Raw genomic sequence first — 16,291 nt, 5'->3', positions numbered from 1 at the left:
GTCGGCCCGCCGGCTACTGATCGACCTTGATCGAGGCGATCACCTGCTCGATCAGCGGATACAGCTCGGCGTGCGTGTTGGGGAACGAGCAGTAGAAGAACACCGGCGCGGACTTGCCGGTGTCGATCAGCAGCAGCACCACCCGCTCGCCGGTGGAGTCGTACCCCTCGACGTCCCACGTCAGATCCATCGAGCGCTGGTAGGCGGCGTGCCCGTCGACGGTCAGCGCCTTGGCGGCCTCGTTGGTGGGCTTGTTGGGCTGCGGGTAGTAGTTGCCGCGCACCGACTGCTCGACGTCGGCCAGCACCGAGGGGTACGACGAGGGGCCGGCCGCCGGGAACTGGCTCGAGAGCAGCCCGGAGGTCACCTGCGCGATGAACTCGCCGCCGCCTGGGATGGTCGGCTGGGTGACGATGAACTCGCCCACCGTCGTCGAGTACTCGGCCATCACCCCCATCTGCCAGTCCTTCCACCCTTCGCCGAGGTAGTCGTAGCTGACGCCGGAGTCCTTGTCGACGATCCGCAGCTTGCTGTTGGGCACGGACGGCGCCGAGTACTGGCCCGTGGCGTTGTTGTTCGCCCCGGGGTCCTCCTCGTCCGTGGCGCTGAACACGCCGGTGACCACGAGCAGGACGACGACCAGGGCGGCCGCGATCAGGCCGCCGATCCCCCACCAGGCGCCGGTCGGCAGGCCGCCGCGCGCCCGCGGAGGCCGCGTCGGGGCGTCGGCCCACTCCGCGTACGCCGAGGGCTCGGTCCGGTGGCCGGCCCGGACCGGGTGGCCGCTGTCCGGGGGTGGCCCGTACGGGTCGCTCCACCGGCCGCCCGGACCGCCGGGGGCCGCCCCGGACCAGTGCGCCGAGTGCGTGGCCATCGGCCGGTCCGGCACGACGACCTCGTACTGCTCGTCGGCGGGATCGTGCTCGGACGGCTGGCCTGGGGTGCTCACATGTGCTCCGACGGTCGAGGACGGTGGGCTGGTCCCATTCTGGCAGCCACGTCACGGGTTACGGTGTGCGCATGACCGCGACCCTGCAGCCGGACTCCGTGACCATCCAGACCGCGGACGCCGGTCCACTGACCCTCGACCTGCTGCGATCCGATCTCGCCGGGACGACGGACCCGGCCGACGTCGTCATCGCGCTGCACGGCTTCCCGCAGGGCGCCCGCGCCTGGACCCGGGTCGCCGACCTGCTGGCGGCCGACGGCATCGCGGTGGTCGCGATCGATCAGCGCGGCTACAGCCCCCGCGCGCGCCCGGTGGGCGTGGAGCACTACCTGGACAACCTGCTGTCCGCCGACGTCCTCGCCGTGGCGGACGCGCTCGGCCTGGAGCGCTTCCACCTGGCCGGGCACGACTGGGGATCGCACGTCGCCTGGGTGACCGCGGCGCACCATCCCGGCCGCGTGCGCACCCTGACGGCGGTGTCGGTGCCCCATCCGTCGGCGTTCGGCCGGGCCATTCGCGGGGACGCCGACCAGGCGGAGCGCTCGCAGTACATGAAGCTGTTCCGTCAGCCCGGCGTGGCCGAGGAGACGCTCCTGGTGGACGACGCGGCCCAGCTGCGGGCCGCCCTCGACGACGTCCAGGCCGAGGACGCCGAGCACTACGTCCGCCGGCTGCAGGAACCGGGGGCGCTGACCGCGGCGCTGTCCTGGTACCGCGGGATGGGGATGAACAAGGCCGAGACGCCCTCCGTCACCGTCCCGACGACGTTCGTCTGGAGCGACGGCGACCGCGCCCTGGGGCGCGCGGGCGCCGAGCTGTGCCGGGAGTACGTCGATGCCGACTACCGGCTGGTCGAGCTGCACGGGGTCTCGCACTGGATCCCCGAGCGCGCTCCGCAGCCGCTGGCGGAGGCGATCGCCGCGCGGGTCCGCGGCTAGGCCCCCGCGCTCGCGCGCACCGCGTCGAGCAGCACCTCAGGCACGACCGGTGCCGCGCAGCTCGAGGTCGTCGAGCGAGCCCTCCTCGCGCCACGCCGCCAGCAGCGCGTTGAACTTGACGATGCCGGGGCCGAACCGGCCGGTGCCGCGGCCGGGGCCCTTGCCCTCGTCGTTGTAGTAGCCCGGCGTGCAGGTGTCGAAGTAGTCGTCGACGAGCTGGACGTCCTCGATCACCCGGACCCAGCCGTCCTGCCCCTGCTCCGTCGGCTCGACGGAGGCGGCGCCGCGTCGCCGGGTCTCGGCGATGATGTAGGAGATGTGCCGAGCCTGCTCGTCGAACATGAACGTCATGTTGACGCTGAACGCGTTCTGGGTCAGGCCGATGTAGAACCAGTTCGGGTAGCCGCGGCTCATGAACCCGTGCAGGGTCCGCATGTCGGTGGTCCACTCCTCCAGCAGCGACTGCCCGTCGCGCCCGAGGACCTCGTACCCGATCCGGCGCTTGAACTGCGTGGTGATCTCGAAGCCCGAGGCGTAGATGATGCAGTCGACCGGGTACTCGCGGCCGTCGGCCACCACCCCGCGGGGCGTGATCCGCTCGACGCCCTGCGCGTCGCTGACGTCGACGAGGGTGACGTTGTCGCGGTTGAACGCCGGCAGGAACTCGTCGTTGAACGTCGGTCGCTTGCAGAGGAACTTGTAGTACGGCTTGAGCCGCTCGCCCACCGCGGGGTCGGTGACGACCTGGTCGACGCGGTCGCGGATCTCGTTCATCTTGCGGAAGTCGGCGATCTCCAGCAGCAGCGCCAGCTCCTCCTTGGACTCCACCTTGGGCAGGTGCCGGAGCTTGGCGGCCATGTCGGTCCAGCCGTCCTGCACGAGGTCGATCTCCCGGCGCTCCCCCATCACGATCGCGCCGAAGTTGTCGCGACGCTGCTGCTGCCAGCCCGGCTGCAGGCTCGCCCACCAGTCGGGGTCGGTCGGCTTGTTGCCGCGCGGGCCGACCGCGGACGGCGTGCGCTGGAAGACGTACAGGTGCTCGGCGTACTCGGCGGTGCGCGGCACGCACTGGATCGCGGTGGCGCCGGTGCCGATGATGGCCACCTTCTTGTCGCGCAGGTTGGTCATCCCACCGCTCGCGTCGCCGCCGGTGTAGCCGTAGTCCCACCGGCTGGTGTGGAACGAGTGGCCCGCGAAGTCGTGGATGCCGTCGATCCCCGGCAGCTTCGGGCGGCTCGCCGGGCCGACCGCGTTGACCACGAACCGGGCGCCGATCGCGTCGCCGCGGTCGGTGGTGACGGACCAGCGCTGGTCGGCCTCGCTCCAGCGCATCTCGCGGACCCGCGTCTGGAAGAGGGTGCGCTCGTACAGCCCGTAGTGCCGGCCGACGCGCTGCGCGTGCTCGAAGATCTCCGCACCGTAGGAGTACTTCTCCTTCGGCATGTAGTTCAGCTCCTCCAGCAGCGGGAGGTAGCAGTAGGACTCGATGTCGCACTGCGCGCCCGGGTACCGGTTCCAGTACCACGTGCCGCCGAAGTCGCCGGCCGCCTCGATGATCCGGAAGTCCTCGATGCCCGCCTCCATCAGGCGGGCGCTGGCCAGCAGGCCGCTGAACCCGCCGCCGATCAGCACGACCTCCACCTGGTCGGTGACCGGCGCGCGGGTGAAGCCCGGGTCGGCGTAGGGATCCGTCTCGTCGTACCGCGCCAGCGTCCCGCTGACCTCGAGGTACTGGTCCGACCCGTCCGCGCGGATCCGCCGCTCGCGCTCGATGCGGTACTTCTCGCGCAGCGCGTCGATGTCGAACTCGATCTCTGGCTTTGTCGCAGTCATGCTCGCCGTCCCCGCTCGATTAAATGGAGCGCCCACTCTAGAAGCTGGTTGCTGCGATCTTGTCTCGCCGATCGCGGCGGCGTCAAGACGGGCGCCCCGGCGAGCCGCGTGCCGGCCGGCTACGGCAGGGTCGCCTCCGGGAGCGAGCGGACCAGGTCGATCAGCGCGGACTCGTCGAGCACCTGCTGCGGGCGGTGCGTGATGCCGTCGGCGACGTAGAAGAAGGCCGCCCGCACCCGGCCCGGATCGATCTGCTTGATGCGCGCCCACGCCAGCCGGTAGACCGCGAGCTGGACCTCGGCCGCCAGCAGCGCCTCGCCGGACGGCCGGCGACCGGTCTTCCAGTCGATGACGTCGTAGTCGGCGTCGTCGCCCGGCCAGTCGAAGACCGCGTCGAGACGTCCGCGCAGCGGCACCCCGTCGACCACCAGGTCGAAGCCGGTCTCGGTCTCCAGGGGACGCCGGTCGGACCACTCGCTGGCCTCGAACGCGGCGATCAGGTCGTCGATGCTCTCGTCCGCCTCCACCCCCTCGTCGCCGGCGCCGGGCAGCTCGTCGATGTCGATCAGCGACTCCGACCCGAAGCGGTGCTCGACCCAGGAGTGGAACAGCGTCCCGCGGTCGGCCGCGCGCGCCAGGCCACGCGGCACCGGCCGGCGGACGTCGAGGGCGAACTGCACCGGGTCGCGCCGGATGGCCACGAGCTGGGACGCCGAGAGCCGCGCGGGCGCCTCGACCTCCACGACGGTCGAGCGGCGCCGGGCCGCGCGCTCCTCGAGCAGCAGCCTCGTCGCCTCCAGGAACGGATGCTCGCCGCCGTCCTCCTCGCGCCCGTCGGCGGTCGCCACCGCGGGCTGCGCGCTCAGGTACTCGGCGGCGCAGCGGGCCGCGACCTGCTCCTTGGTGAGCTCGCTGGCCGGCCACCGGATCGCCGCGACGTCCTGCGCCGCGGGGTTGTCCGCGTCGTCCTCCGGCGGGGCCGCCCACGCGACCACGTCGCCGCCGGTCGCCTCGACGTGGGCGCGCATCAGCTCGAGGTACTCCGAGGGCTGCCGCGGCCGCTTGGCCGTCGGCTTCCACTGCGCGCCGCTGAGCCAGAGCCGGTGCCGGGCGCGCGTCACCGCGACGTACACCAGACGCCGCTGCTCCTCGTCATGGCGAGCGCGCACCCGGGACTTGAAGTCGTCGATGAACTCCGCGGAGATCCTGGAGGGCTTGGCCACCTCGAAGACGGTGTTCTGAGGGAGCACGCGACGGTCGCCGCGCAGCTCGTACGGGAGCGTGCCGATGTCCCCCACCCAGCCGGTCGCGGGCGTGACGGGGCCCGGCAGCGCCCGGTCGGTCGCCGCGACGATGTATACGGCGTCCCACTCGAGGCCCTTGGAGGCGTGCATGGTGAGCACCTGCACGGCGTCGGTGCGCGGCACGGTGCCCTCGATGGTGATGCCGCGGTCGGCCTTCTCGGCGGCGTCGAGGTACTGCAGGAACGCCTCCGCGGACTCGGTGCCGGCGCCGCCGGAGAACGAGTGCGCGACGGCGATGAACTGGTCGAGGGCCGCGCGCGGCGGAGAGCCGCGCCGGAGGTCGCGGACCGTGGACTCGACGTCGGCCCCGATCTGGTGCTCGATCGCGCCGACCAGCTCGGCGAGCGGCTCGCCCATCAGCTCGCGCAGGTCGGACAGCTCCGCGGCGAACGCCCGCAGCCGGGCCCAGCCGCGCGCGGAGAACCGGTCCGGGCCGGCGGACTCGATCTGGTCGAGCGCGTCGACCAGGCTCGCGTCGTCGACCTCGTCGGCGTCGGCGTCGTCGCCGCGCCGCGCCCCGGCGAGGGCGCGCGCATGGCCGCGCAACGCCATCAGGTCGCGCGCGCCGATCGCCCAGCGACGGCCGGCGAGCAGCTGCACGAGGTCGGCACCGGAGTCCGGACGGGTCAGCACGCGCAACATCTGCACGACCTCGCGGATCTCCGGCAGCGCGAGCAGGCCGCTGAGGCCGACGACCTCGACCGGCAGGCCCTCGTCGATCAAGGCGTCGATCACCGCGCCGAACTCCTCGGTGCGCGCGCGGGTCAGCACGGCGATGCTCGTGCTGCCGTCGGGCTGCCAGCGCCGGGCGATGTCGGACGCCACCGCGCGGGCCTCGTCGTCGACCGTCTCGAAGAACCCGCACGCGAGCTCGCCGTCGGACGCCGCCGGGCTCGGTGCCAGCACGGCCACGTCGGCGCCGCCGTCGCGCAACGGCGCCGACACGGTGTTGGCGATCTGCAGGATCGCCCGGTCGTTGCGGAAGCTGGTCTGCAGGCGTTGCAGCGCGACGGCCTGCCCGCTGCCGAAGCTCGTGCGGAAGGCCGGGAGGGTGTCGGCGCTGGCGCCGCGGAAGCCGTAGATCGCCTGGCACGGATCGCCCACCGCGGTGATCGGGTGGCCCGCGAACAGGTCGAGCAGCAGCCGGGCCTGTGCGCTGGAGGTGTCCTGGTACTCGTCGAGCAGCACCGCGTCGTACCGGGCGCGCTCGCCCTCGCCGACGTCGGGGAACTGCGCGGCGAGCCGGCACGCGGCCTGCAGCGTGTCACCGAAGCTCATCAGGTCGCGCTCGGCCTTGGCCGCGGCGAACGCCTCCAGCAGCGGCGCGATCGCCAGCCGGCCGCTCACCCCGCACAGCGCGCCGCGGACGCTGGTGGCGACCGGCTTGCCGGTCTCCCGCTCCAGGGCGGCGAGGTGCTCGAGGATCTGGGTCGAGTGCTCGCGCAGCTGCTCGATGCCGACCAGGTGCGCCGCCATCTCGTCGCTGAGCGAGACCACGGCCTGCACGATCGTGGCCGGCACCCGGTCGAGCTCCTCGAGGGGGCCGTCGTACGCCGTGACCACGCGATGCGCGAGCTGCCACAGCGACGCCGCGTCGGCGGTCTGCACCGACGGCTCGATGCCGAGGCGCAGCCCGTGCTCCTGCACGATCCGCCGCGCGTACGAGTCGTACGTCAGCACCGTCGGCTCGGCCCGCAGCATCGCCTCCGCGTGCTGCGGATCGAGGCCCGGGATCGCGTGCGCGGCCTGCCGCAGCCGGATCCGGATGCGTTCGGCGAGCTCGCCGGCCGCCTTGCGGGTGAAGGTCAGCCCGAGCACCCGGTCGGCGTCGACATGCCCGTTGCACACCAGCCAGACCACCCGGGCGGCCATCGTCTCGGTCTTGCCCGAGCCGGCGCCGGCGACGATCGCGCCGGGGCCGACCGGCGCGCCGATCACGGCGCCCTGCTCGTCGGTCGGCCGGTGCGCGCCGGTGTGCGCGGCGACCGCGTCGGGCGTGAACAGCGCGACCATCAGTCCTCCTCCCCGATCACCCGGACCGCCGGGCACAACGCCTCGAACTCGCATGTGCGGCACACCGCTCCGGGCTGCGCCGCGAAGGACGACGCGGACATGCCCTCGGCCAGCCGGGTGGTCAGCTCGGCGGCCCACTGCGGCTCGTCGTCGGCGGACAGCGCCGGCTGCCGGGATTCGCTCGCCTTCTTCTTGTTCTTGACGAACAGCAGCGCCGCGCCGGCCGAGCGCTCGGGCGCGCCGAAGCCGCCGGCCTCCACCGCGAGCTGGTAGAGCCCGAGCTGCGGGTTGCGCGCGACGTCGCTGATCGTGCTGCCGGTCTTGAGGTCGACGGTGAACAGGCCGCCGGTGTCCGGGTCGCGCTCGAGCCGGTCGACGGTGCCGCGGATGATCGCGTTCCCGACCGCGACGTCGAAGGGCTGCTCGTTCGCCACCCACTCTCGCGGGTTCTGCACGAGCCAGCCGGCGAGCCGGTCGATCAGCCCGTCGACGGTGCGGCGCCAGCGTCGATCGTCCCACGGCGACTCGATCTCGAGGTCCCCCCAGCCGGCGTCGACGACGGCCCGCATCGTGCGGTACAGCTCGGCGTGCGAGCGTCCGGCCACGTCCCCGATCGCCTCGAAGGCCTGGTGCACCAGGGTGCCCACCGCCGCGTTGGCGGTGCCGCGGGACTCGCCGACGCGGCCCAGGAACCACCGCAGGGGGCAGTCGCCGAAGGCGGTCGCCGCCGAGGGGGACACGGCCACCGGGGTGCCGTCGGCGACGATGGGGTCGTCGGACGACGGCTGGCGCAGCGCGTACCAGTCCTCCGGCGCGGCGCCCTCGACGCCGGCCTCGGCGAGCGTGCGCAGCGCCCGGGCCGCGGCGGCGCGATCGGTCTCGGGGGCGGCGGCGTCGAGCAGGCAGGTGCGCAGCGTCGCGACGTGATCGAGCAACGACAGCTGCCGCCGGACGGCGCGCTCCGCGCGATGCACCCCCGGCTCGACACCGACCCGCTCGCACAGCTCGACGAAGAACCGGGACGGCCGCTCGCCGCCGCCGTCCACCGCCGACAGCACGACCTGGCGGCTCGCCCGGGCCAGCGCGACGTAGAACAGCCGGCGCTCCTCCTGCAGCAGCGCGGCACGCCGGTCGATGGTCGGCACGTCGAGGCCCGAGGCCAGGTCGGCGAGGTCCTCCGTGCGCAGGATCGTGTTCCGCGGGACGAGGTTGGGCCACGCGCCGTCCTGCACGCCCATGACGGCGACGATCTGCCACTGCCGGCCCTTGGCGTTGTTCGCGCTCAGCACGCGGACCGTCTCGCCGATGCGCTCGCCGCGGCTGAGCCGGTCGGCCGGCAGCTCCTGGCGCTCGATCTCCATCGCGATCGTCTCGAACGACGCCTCGCGCAACCGGCTCGACAGCGCGGACGCGATGTCGAAGGCCGCGATGACGGCGTCGAGGCGCTGGTCGGCGTCGGCGCCGCGCGCGCCGCCGAGCAGCGCCTCCGAGCGCCAGCGGGCCTCGGCACCGGTCTCGCGCCACGCGGCGTGCAGCAGCTCCTCACCGGTCGCCCCGCCTTCCTCCAGCGACCGCAGCAGCCGCACGATGCGCACCAGCTCGCGCAGGCCGGCGGTCGCGTCGCCGCCCGGGATGGCGAGGCCGCCGGCGATCGCGGCGGCCAGCAGCGCGGACGACGACCGGCCGCCGCCCTCCCGCAGCTCGGCCGCACGCAGCGCCTTGCGCAGCCGGCGGATGCGCAGCGCGTCCAGCCGGAAGTAGGGAGAGCGCAGCACCTCCTCCACGTCCGCGGCGTCCGCGCGGCTCGCGCGGGAGAGCCGCACGAGCTCGAGCAGCGACCGCACCGCGGCGGCACGCCCGACCGCCTGCTCGTCGATGCCGGCGTCGAGCGGCACGCCGGCGGCCGAGAACGCCCGGCGGATCACCGGCATCGCGGCGGCGACGGACCGGACGACGACGCACATCTCGCTCCACGGGACGCGGTCGAGGAGGTGCCGTTCGCGCAGCACGGCGGCGACGTCGGCCGCCTCGCGGGCGGGGCTGCTGGACTGCAGCGCCACCAGCGGGGTGAGGTCGTCGTCCGCGTCCCGCGCGCTCCGCTCGGGCCGGGGGGCGCCGATGACCTCGCCCCAGGCGCCGACCACCCCGGCGACGCCAGGCGTCGCGCGGTAGCCGGTGCGCAGCGTGCAGACCGACTCGGGCGCGAACTCCATCAGGCCACGCCGGTCGGCGCCGCGGAACCCGAAGACCGCCTGGTGCGGGTCGCCGGAGATGACGACGGACCGCAGCCCGCCCGCGAGCAGCTCGATCATCTCGAGCTTGGCCGGGTCGAGCTCGGCCGCCTCGTCGACGTACAGATGGCGCAGCCGCTGGTGCTCGCGGCGCAGCTCGGCCGGCTCGCGCTTCCAGAGGTCGACGACCGCGCGCACCAGCTCGGCCGGGTCGTAGGAGTCGTCGAGGCGCATCGCCGTCACGCCGGAGTACTCGCTGAGGAAGCTCGCGAGCGAGTCCCAGACCGGCCGGTCGAAGCGCGCCGCCCACTCGCGGATGTCGGCGGCGCTGATCCCCCGCTGCGCGCACCGCATCAGGGCGTCGCGCAGCTCCTGCGCGAACCCGCGGGTGGGCAGCGCGGCGCGCAGGTCGTCGGGCCAGCGGGTGGCCCCGACGCCGGAGAGCGCCCCGGCGAGCAGGTCGCGGATGATGGCGTCCTGCTCGGGACCGGTGATCAGCCGCGGCGCGGACCACTCGCTGTGCCGGCGCCGCGCCCGGTCGAGCACCGCCCACGCGTAGGACTCGAAGCTGCGGACCGGGACCTCCCGCAGCGCCACGGTCGTCTCGGCGACGACCGCATCACGCAGGCCGGCCGCGCCGCGCCGCGAGAAGGTCAGCAGCAGCACCTCGTCGGCGAGGGCGCCGGCGTTCAGCCGCGCGGCGGCGGCCCGGGCCAGCACCGAGGTGGCGCCGGTGCCGGGGCCGCCGACGACCCGCAACGGGCCGTCGGTGTGCGCGATGACCCGCTGCTGCTCGGCGTCCGGCAGCCACGCCGTGGCGGCGGTGCGGGACGGGCGCACCAGCCGGACGGACGGGCGGGGCGCTGTGGGCATCGCGGACTCCTTCGATCGATGGCGGCGTCGGCTGCCAAGGTAACCACGCGGCGCCGACAGGCTCGCCGCGCGCGGGGCGTGGCTCAGCGGCCGACGAAGAGCGACCGGGCGACCCGGTCGCCGCGCACCGGCACGCCTTCGGCGACGAGCAGCTCGCCCTGGCGCGCCGCGACCTCCGGAGCGAACGACCCGTCGGCGCGCAGCACCCGCCACCACGTCGCGCTCGCGCCGTACTCGCGCAGCACCCGGGCGACCTGCCGGGGGCCGCCGCGGTCGAGGCGGCGCCCGACGAGCGCGGCGACCTGCCCGTACGACATGACCCGCCCGGGCGGGATCGCGTCGACGACGTCCAGGACCGCCTCGGCGTACTCGTCGAGCTCGCGCATCAGTAGGGCGTGAGGGAGGAATCGACGTCCCGGATCCAGGCCAGGATGCCGCCGTCGATGTGCCAGACCCGCTCGTACCCGGCGGCGCGCAGCGTCTTGAGCGCGTGGCCGGACCGCCCGCCGGACTTGCAGTAGAGCAGGACGTCGCGGTCGGCGGGCAGGTGGTCGGCGGGCGCCTCGGTGAGCTGCTCGTGCGGCACCAGGCGAGCACCCTCGATCGCGCAGATCCGCGCCTCGAACGGCTCCCGCACGTCGATCAGCTGGATGCCCCGGTGCGCGATCCAGCGCTGCGCCTCGCGGGCGTCGATCGTGCGGTCGGCGATCGGGTCGGACGCGGCGGCCGGGTCGCCGGCCAGCTCACGGATCGGCGGGAGGCCGCGCGACCCGAACGGGATCTGGCGCATCGACATCGCCAGCAGGTCGCACACCAGCACCCGGCCCAGCAGCGGCGCGCCGATGCCGACGATCAGCTTGACCGCCTCGGTCGCCATGAGGGAGCCGACGACCCCGCAGATGGAGCCGACCACGCCGGCCTCGGCACACGACGGGATGAGGCCCGGCGCCGGCGCCTGCGGGTGCAGGTCGCGGTAGGTGCGTCCCAGCCCGCCGGGGGCGTCCTGCCAGAACACGCTGACCTGGCCCTCGAAGCCGAGGATCGAGCCCCACACGTACGGGATCCCGGCGATCGCGCAGGCGTCGTTGACCAGGTAGCGGGTCGCGAAGTTGTCGGATCCGTCGATCACCAGGTCGTACGCGGCGACGATGTCGACGGCGTTCTGCGCGGTCAGCCGCTCGCGGTGTCGCCGGACCGCGACGCCGGAGTTGAGCCGGGCCACCGCCGAGGCCGCGGAGTCGACCTTGAACGAGCCGACGTCCGGCTCGCCGTGGATGACCTGGCGCTGCAGGTTGGAGTGCTCGACCCGGTCGTCGTCGATCACCCCGATCGTCCCGACCCCCGCCGCGGCGAGGTACTGCAGGACCGACGAGCCCAGGCCACCGGCGCCGATGCTGAGCACCCGCGCCGCGCCGAGCCGTCGCTGCCCGTCCTCGCCGACGCTCGAGAGCGCGAGGTGGCGCGAGTACCGCACCCGTTCGTCGCTGGTCAGCGGCAGCGCGGGTTGCACGATGGGGTCGATGTCCGCCACCTCCTTGCCGTACGCGGGCGGGACCGGCGGCGCCGTACCGCCCGAGGCCACCAGATTATGCCGGTGCCTCCGGATCGTCCGCCGGACCGTTGGGGTAGGGCCACGAGTTGGTGGTGCACGCGCCGACGTCGAGGGTCTGCTGCATCATCACCGGCGCCTTGCGCGCCGCCGCGGGGCACTCGGCGTGCCCGTGCCCGAGGTAGTGGCCGACCTCGTGGTTGATCACGTACTCGCGGTACTCGTCGAGGCGTCCGGCGTAGAACCCGACGCCGACCGACCAGCGGGCGAGGTTGATCACGGCGCGGTCCTGGTAGCGGCATGACGTGTACCCGTTGGTGCCGTATCCCGGGCACAGCCCCTCGACGTGGTCCGGGCTCACCAGCGCGACGTGCAGGTCGGCGTCGCGGTCGACCCGCTGGAAGCTCAGCCGGCCGCCGGCTCCCCACGAGCGCGGGTCGCCGAGCACCTGCTCGACGTACTGGGCGAAGTGCACGCCGTCCAGGCCCAGGCCGCCCTCGACCTCGACGTCGAAGGTGGTCACCGGACCGCCGGTGCCGAGCATCCCGCTCTGGCCCGGCACGACGTGCAGGTTCCCGTCACCGGCCTGGGCGTACGCCGAGGTGGGGGCGGCCGGGTCGCCGGCGTACGGCGCGGCCTGCTCACCCTCCGCGGTCGCCGGCGCGCCGTCGGGGGTCGGCGGCGCGGTCCCCGACGGGGTGGTCTCGGCGGACGCCGAGCTGCCGGGGTCGGGGGGCGCGGCGAGCGCGATCACCAGCGCCACGACCGCCAGCAGGGTCAGCGCCGGGACGGCGTAGGCGCGCCAGCCGTGCCGCCGGGCGAACCGCCGGAGCCGCCTCGGGCGCCCCCGCCGGGGTGCGCCGCGCGCCGGGTCGTCGACGGCCACGACCTCAGGCGGCCGTGGTCGTGTCGCGCTCTCGGGTGCCCACAAGCGACAAGAATGCCGCAGCGGTCGCCTCGGGTGCCTCAAGCTGGGCGGTGTGTCCGACGTCGTCGAGCACGTGCAGCCGCACGTCGGGGATGACCGCGGCCAGCTTCGGTGCCCGCTTCACCGGGACCAGCCGGTCGCGGTCGCCCCACACCAGCGCGACGGGCTGCGGCAGCCGGGCCGCGAGCCGCCACGGGTTGTCCTTGCGCCGGTGCAGGTGCACCGCGACGATCGAGCGCAGGCTGCCGCTGAAGGCGGGGACCGCCCACGGGAAGCCCGAGCGGACGGCGATCTCGTCGGCCTGCTGGGCGAGCCGGTAGTCCGGGATGGACGACGGGTCGGCGAAGCAGATGTCCGCCGACATGCGGGCGCGGGCCAGCGCGTCGGCGCCGTTGAGGCGGGCCTGCAGCCGCGAGCCGAGGTACGGCACGGCCAGCAGCGCCATCCGCGGGTCGGCGTCCGTGCTGGCCTCGAAGCCCGGGACCGCCGGCGAGACCAGGGTCAGCGTGCGCACCAGGTCCGGCCGGGTCGCGGCCACCCGGATCGACACGAGGCCGCCGAGGGAGTTGCCGACCAGGTCGACGGGCGCGTCCGCGAGCGCCTCGATGGCCGCGATCACCCAGCGCGTGAAGGCGGCGATCGAGTAGTCGCCGTCCGGTGCCGGGTCCGACAGCCCCCAGCCGGGCAGGTCGATCGCCAGCGAGCGGTGGCTGCCGCTGATCGCCGTGGCGAGATCGGTCCAGTTGGCCGCCGAGCCCCCGAGGCCGTGCACGTGGAAGGCGACTGGCGCGTCCGGCGGCCCCGGGGTCTCGCGCACGTGCACCCGGGCGGTGCGCGGCGTCCGGCCGGGGACGGTGAGGTCGTGGAACCGCCCCGGCCACGGGCTGGTGCGGGTCAGCGGGTCGATGATCGAAGCGGACACGGTGGATCTTCCTCTGTCGGTGGCTGCCGGCGGCGGGCATGATCGCGCCGAGCGCATCGCTCAGGATAGCCCGCGGACGTGAGCGTGCGGTACGGCCGCGGCGGCCGTGGGCTCGACCGCCGCAACCGAACCGGTCAGTAAGGTGGACCGTCAGCGATGCGTCGTCCGCATCACCGGGGAGGGACAGGATGAGCACTGAGCGCGACACGGGCCCGCGGGCCGCGCGGAGCGAGCCCGGCGCGAGCTCCACCCCCCGGGGCCGGATGCCGCGCTCGGAACGCCGCCGGCAGCTGCTGGACGCGGCCCGCGAGGTGTTCGTCGGCTCGGGCTACCACCAGGCGGCCATGGACGACATCGCCGAGCGGGCCGGCGTGAGCAAGCCGGTGCTCTACCAGCACTTCCCCGGCAAGCTGGAGCTCTACCTCGCGCTGCTCGACCTGCACATCGAGGACCTGGTGACCAGGATCGAGCACGCGATGGGCGGCACCACCGACAACAAGGAGCGCGTGCGGGCCGCCGTCGACTCCTACTTCGACTTCGTCGCCTCCGGCAGCCAGGGGTACCGCCTGGTGTTCGAGTCGGACCTGCGCAACGACCCGCAGGTCGGCGCCCGGGTCGCGGCCGCGCAGGACGCCTGCGTCGAGAGCATCGCGCGCGCGGTCGCCAGCGACACCGATCTGGGCGCGGAACGGGCCCGGCTGCTGAGCGTGGGCCTGGTCGGGCTGTGCGTGTCCAGCGCCAGCGCCTGGCTCGCCAGCAGAGAACAGATCTCCCGCGAGGAAGCAATCAGCCTCATGTCGGCGTTGCTCTGGCGGGGAATCTCCACGTTTCCCACCTCAAGCACCACCACCACCGCCTAAGGAGCACCGTGGACATCAAGATCGGCATCATCCATACCCCGCGCGAGCTGGTCATCGACACCAAGGAGGACGCCGCGACCGTGCGCTCGAGCATCGTCGAGTCGCTGAAGAACGAGGACAACGTGCTGGAGCTGGCGGACAAGCGCGGCCGGCAGTACCTCGTCCCCGTCGCGCGGATCTCGTACGTCGAGATCGGCGAGGGTGACGCACGCCGCGTCGGGTTCACCGCCGCCGACTAGCCGGTTCACGCCGTACCAGGTGCCCGCGCGCTAGACTGAGGTCGTTGATGTGCGCGGGCACTGTCGTCGGATCACCGCCGGCGAACCCAGCTGAGCAGAGTAGAGCCACCATCGGTCGCTCCTCCTTTACCGGCAGTCGTGTCCGTGCGTGAGCGCCGAATCACGACACCGAAGGACACCAGTGACCGACACCCCTGCCGAGCAGGCAACCGAAGAAGCCACCGCCGCCCACCCGGCGACCGACCAGCCCGCCGCCCCGGCCGAGTCGGAGGTGGTCCCCGGCGCCGAGGTCGTCGAGGTCGACGACGACAAGACCAAGCCGGCCCAGCCGACGTTCGCCGAGCTCGGCGCCCGGCCGGAGACCGTCGCCGCGCTCGAGAAGCTCGGCATCGTGCACTCCTTCCCGATCCAGCAGATGACCCTGCAGATCGCGATGAGTGGGCACGACCTCATCGGGCAGGCGCGCACGGGTACCGGCAAGACGCTGGGCTTCGGCGTGCCGATGCTCGAGCAGGTGCTCAGCGTCGACGAGGGCGCCGACGGCACGCCGCAGGCGCTGGTCATCGTCCCGACCCGCGAGCTGTGCGTGCAGGTCGCCCGCGACATCAAGCAGGCCGGCAGCGAGCGCGGCGTCCGCGTCGAGGCGATCTACGGTGGCCGTGCGTACGAGCCGCAGATCGCCGCCTTGGAGAAGGGCGTCGACATCGTCGTCGGCACGCCGGGCCGGCTGATCGACCTCGCCGAGCAGGCCAAGCTGGTGCTCGGCAAGATCAAGATCCTGGTGCTCGACGAGGCCGACGAGATGCTCGACCTGGGCTTCCTGCCGGACATCGAGAAGGTGCTGAGGATGGTGCCGGACAAGCGCCAGACGATGCTGTTCTCGGCGACCATGCCCGGCCCGATCGTCACGCTGGCCCGCCAGTTCATGACGCAGCCGACGCACATCCGCGCCGAGCACCACGACGACAACCAGACCGCGCCGCAGATCCGGCAGATCGTCTACCGGGCGCATGCGCTCGACAAGCCCGAGCTGCTCGCGCGCGTCCTGCAGGCGCCCGACCGCGAGCTGACCCTCATCTTCACCCGCACCAAGCGCACCGCGCAGAACGTCGCGGACGAGCTGGAGTCGCGGGGCTTCGCGGCGGCGGCCGTGCACGGCGACCTCGGGCAGGGCGCCCGTGAGCAGGCGCTGCGCGCATTCCGCTCGGGCAAGGTCGACGTCCTCGTCGCGACCGATGTGGCCGCGCGCGGGCTGGACATCTCCGGCGTCTCGCACGTCATCAACTACCAGACCCCCGAGGACGAGAAGACCTACGTGCACCGCATCGGGCGCACGGGGCGGGCCGGCCGCGAGGGCATCGCGATCACCCTCGTCGACTGGGACGACATGCCGCGCTGGGCGCTGATCGACAAGCTGCTCGACCTCGGCATCCCGGAGCCGGTCGAGACCTACTCGACCTCCAAGCACCTGTACGAGGAGCTGGGCATCCCGGAGTCGGCGACCGGCCGGCTGCCGCGCAGCCAGCGCACCCGTGAGGGCCTGGACGCGGAGCAGATCGAGGACCTCGGCGAGCGCAAGCGCGACCGGGACGGCGGACGCGGTCGCGACGGTGGGCGGCGCCGCGGCGGCGCGCCGGGCCACGGCCGCGACG

At 73.7% G+C, this 16,291-nt stretch carries 12 protein-coding genes; 4 read left to right on the top strand and 8 right to left on the bottom strand.

Annotated features, from left to right (window positions below; translation table 11 throughout):
- Positions 1 to 13: 13 nt before the first annotated feature.
- Positions 14 to 949 (bottom strand): DUF2510 domain-containing protein, encoded by a 936-nt coding sequence (locus F8A92_RS09780; protein WP_153504977.1) that lies wholly within the window; start codon positions 947 to 949, stop codon positions 14 to 16.
- Positions 950 to 1,020: 71 nt separating this feature from the next.
- Between F8A92_RS09780 and F8A92_RS09775 the strand changes: the two genes are divergently transcribed.
- Positions 1,021 to 1,887, top strand: coding sequence for an alpha/beta fold hydrolase (locus tag F8A92_RS09775; RefSeq protein ID WP_153504976.1), 867 nt, complete (start codon positions 1,021 to 1,023; stop codon positions 1,885 to 1,887).
- A 36-nt stretch (positions 1,888 to 1,923) separates the two neighbouring features.
- Here the strand turns inward: F8A92_RS09775 and F8A92_RS09770 are convergent, their stop codons facing one another.
- From F8A92_RS09770 to F8A92_RS09740, 7 genes are all read right to left on the bottom strand, one after another.
- Complete coding sequence (locus F8A92_RS09770) at positions 1,924 to 3,720, bottom strand: flavin-containing monooxygenase (protein WP_153504975.1); 1,797 nt, start codon at positions 3,718 to 3,720, stop codon at positions 1,924 to 1,926.
- Positions 3,721 to 3,839: 119 nt separating this feature from the next.
- A complete protein-coding gene (locus tag F8A92_RS09765; RefSeq protein WP_194291433.1) occupies positions 3,840 to 7,037 on the bottom strand; it encodes an ATP-dependent helicase in 3,198 nt (1,065 codons plus the stop codon).
- On the bottom strand, positions 7,037 to 10,141 hold the full coding sequence (locus tag F8A92_RS09760) for an ATP-dependent helicase (protein WP_153504973.1): 3,105 nt from the start codon (positions 10,139 to 10,141) through the stop codon (positions 7,037 to 7,039). Before F8A92_RS09760 ends, F8A92_RS09765 begins: the two co-directional genes overlap by 1 nt.
- An 83-nt stretch (positions 10,142 to 10,224) precedes the next feature.
- Positions 10,225 to 10,527 (bottom strand): MGMT family protein, encoded by a 303-nt coding sequence (locus F8A92_RS09755; protein ID WP_153504972.1) that lies wholly within the window; start codon positions 10,525 to 10,527, stop codon positions 10,225 to 10,227.
- On the bottom strand, positions 10,527 to 11,723 hold the full coding sequence (gene moeB, locus F8A92_RS09750) for a molybdopterin-synthase adenylyltransferase MoeB (RefSeq protein WP_228389336.1): 1,197 nt from the start codon (positions 11,721 to 11,723) through the stop codon (positions 10,527 to 10,529). Before moeB ends, F8A92_RS09755 begins: the two co-directional genes overlap by 1 nt.
- A gap of 4 nt (positions 11,724 to 11,727) precedes the next feature.
- Positions 11,728 to 12,576 carry a DUF3152 domain-containing protein gene (locus F8A92_RS09745; protein ID WP_153504971.1) on the bottom strand — a complete coding sequence of 283 codons (849 nt, stop codon included), beginning with the start codon at positions 12,574 to 12,576 and terminating at the stop codon, positions 11,728 to 11,730.
- A gap of 4 nt (positions 12,577 to 12,580) precedes the next feature.
- Positions 12,581 to 13,540, bottom strand: coding sequence for an alpha/beta fold hydrolase (locus F8A92_RS09740; protein WP_194291432.1), 960 nt, complete (start codon positions 13,538 to 13,540; stop codon positions 12,581 to 12,583).
- Positions 13,541 to 13,728: 188 nt separating this feature from the next.
- Between F8A92_RS09740 and F8A92_RS09735 the strand changes: the two genes are divergently transcribed.
- From F8A92_RS09735 to F8A92_RS09725, 3 genes are all read left to right on the top strand, one after another.
- Positions 13,729 to 14,400: a TetR/AcrR family transcriptional regulator gene (locus F8A92_RS09735; RefSeq protein WP_153504969.1), complete on the top strand. Its 672-nt coding sequence runs from the start codon at positions 13,729 to 13,731 to the stop codon at positions 14,398 to 14,400.
- A gap of 8 nt (positions 14,401 to 14,408) precedes the next feature.
- On the top strand, positions 14,409 to 14,639 hold the full coding sequence (locus F8A92_RS09730) for a DUF3107 domain-containing protein (RefSeq protein WP_153504968.1): 231 nt from the start codon (positions 14,409 to 14,411) through the stop codon (positions 14,637 to 14,639).
- A 181-nt stretch (positions 14,640 to 14,820) separates the two neighbouring features.
- Positions 14,821 to 16,291, top strand: a 1,471-nt coding sequence (locus F8A92_RS09725) for a DEAD/DEAH box helicase (RefSeq protein WP_153504967.1), incomplete at its 3' end; no start/stop codon positions are given.

This window comes from Cumulibacter manganitolerans (genome assembly GCF_009602465.1).
Taxonomy (GTDB): Bacteria; Actinomycetota; Actinomycetes; order Mycobacteriales; family Antricoccaceae; genus Cumulibacter; species Cumulibacter manganitolerans.
This window is presented reverse-complemented; position numbering and strand designations above follow the sequence as displayed.

Bases quoted from the DNA above. Each gene is read 5' to 3' on its own strand.
- F8A92_RS09735 (WP_153504969.1), top strand. From the start codon at position 13,729: ATGAGCACTGAGCGCGACACGGGCCCGCGGGCCGCGCGGAGCGAGCCC.
- F8A92_RS09760 (WP_153504973.1), bottom strand. From the start codon at position 10,141: ATGCCCACAGCGCCCCGCCCGTCCGTCCGGCTGGTGCGCCCGTCCCGC.
- F8A92_RS09775 (WP_153504976.1), top strand. From the start codon at position 1,021: ATGACCGCGACCCTGCAGCCGGACTCCGTGACCATCCAGACCGCGGAC.
- F8A92_RS09770 (WP_153504975.1), bottom strand. From the start codon at position 3,720: ATGACTGCGACAAAGCCAGAGATCGAGTTCGACATCGACGCGCTGCGC.
- F8A92_RS09755 (WP_153504972.1), bottom strand. From the start codon at position 10,527: ATGCGCGAGCTCGACGAGTACGCCGAGGCGGTCCTGGACGTCGTCGAC.
- F8A92_RS09765 (WP_194291433.1), bottom strand. From the start codon at position 7,037: ATGGTCGCGCTGTTCACGCCCGACGCGGTCGCCGCGCACACCGGCGCG.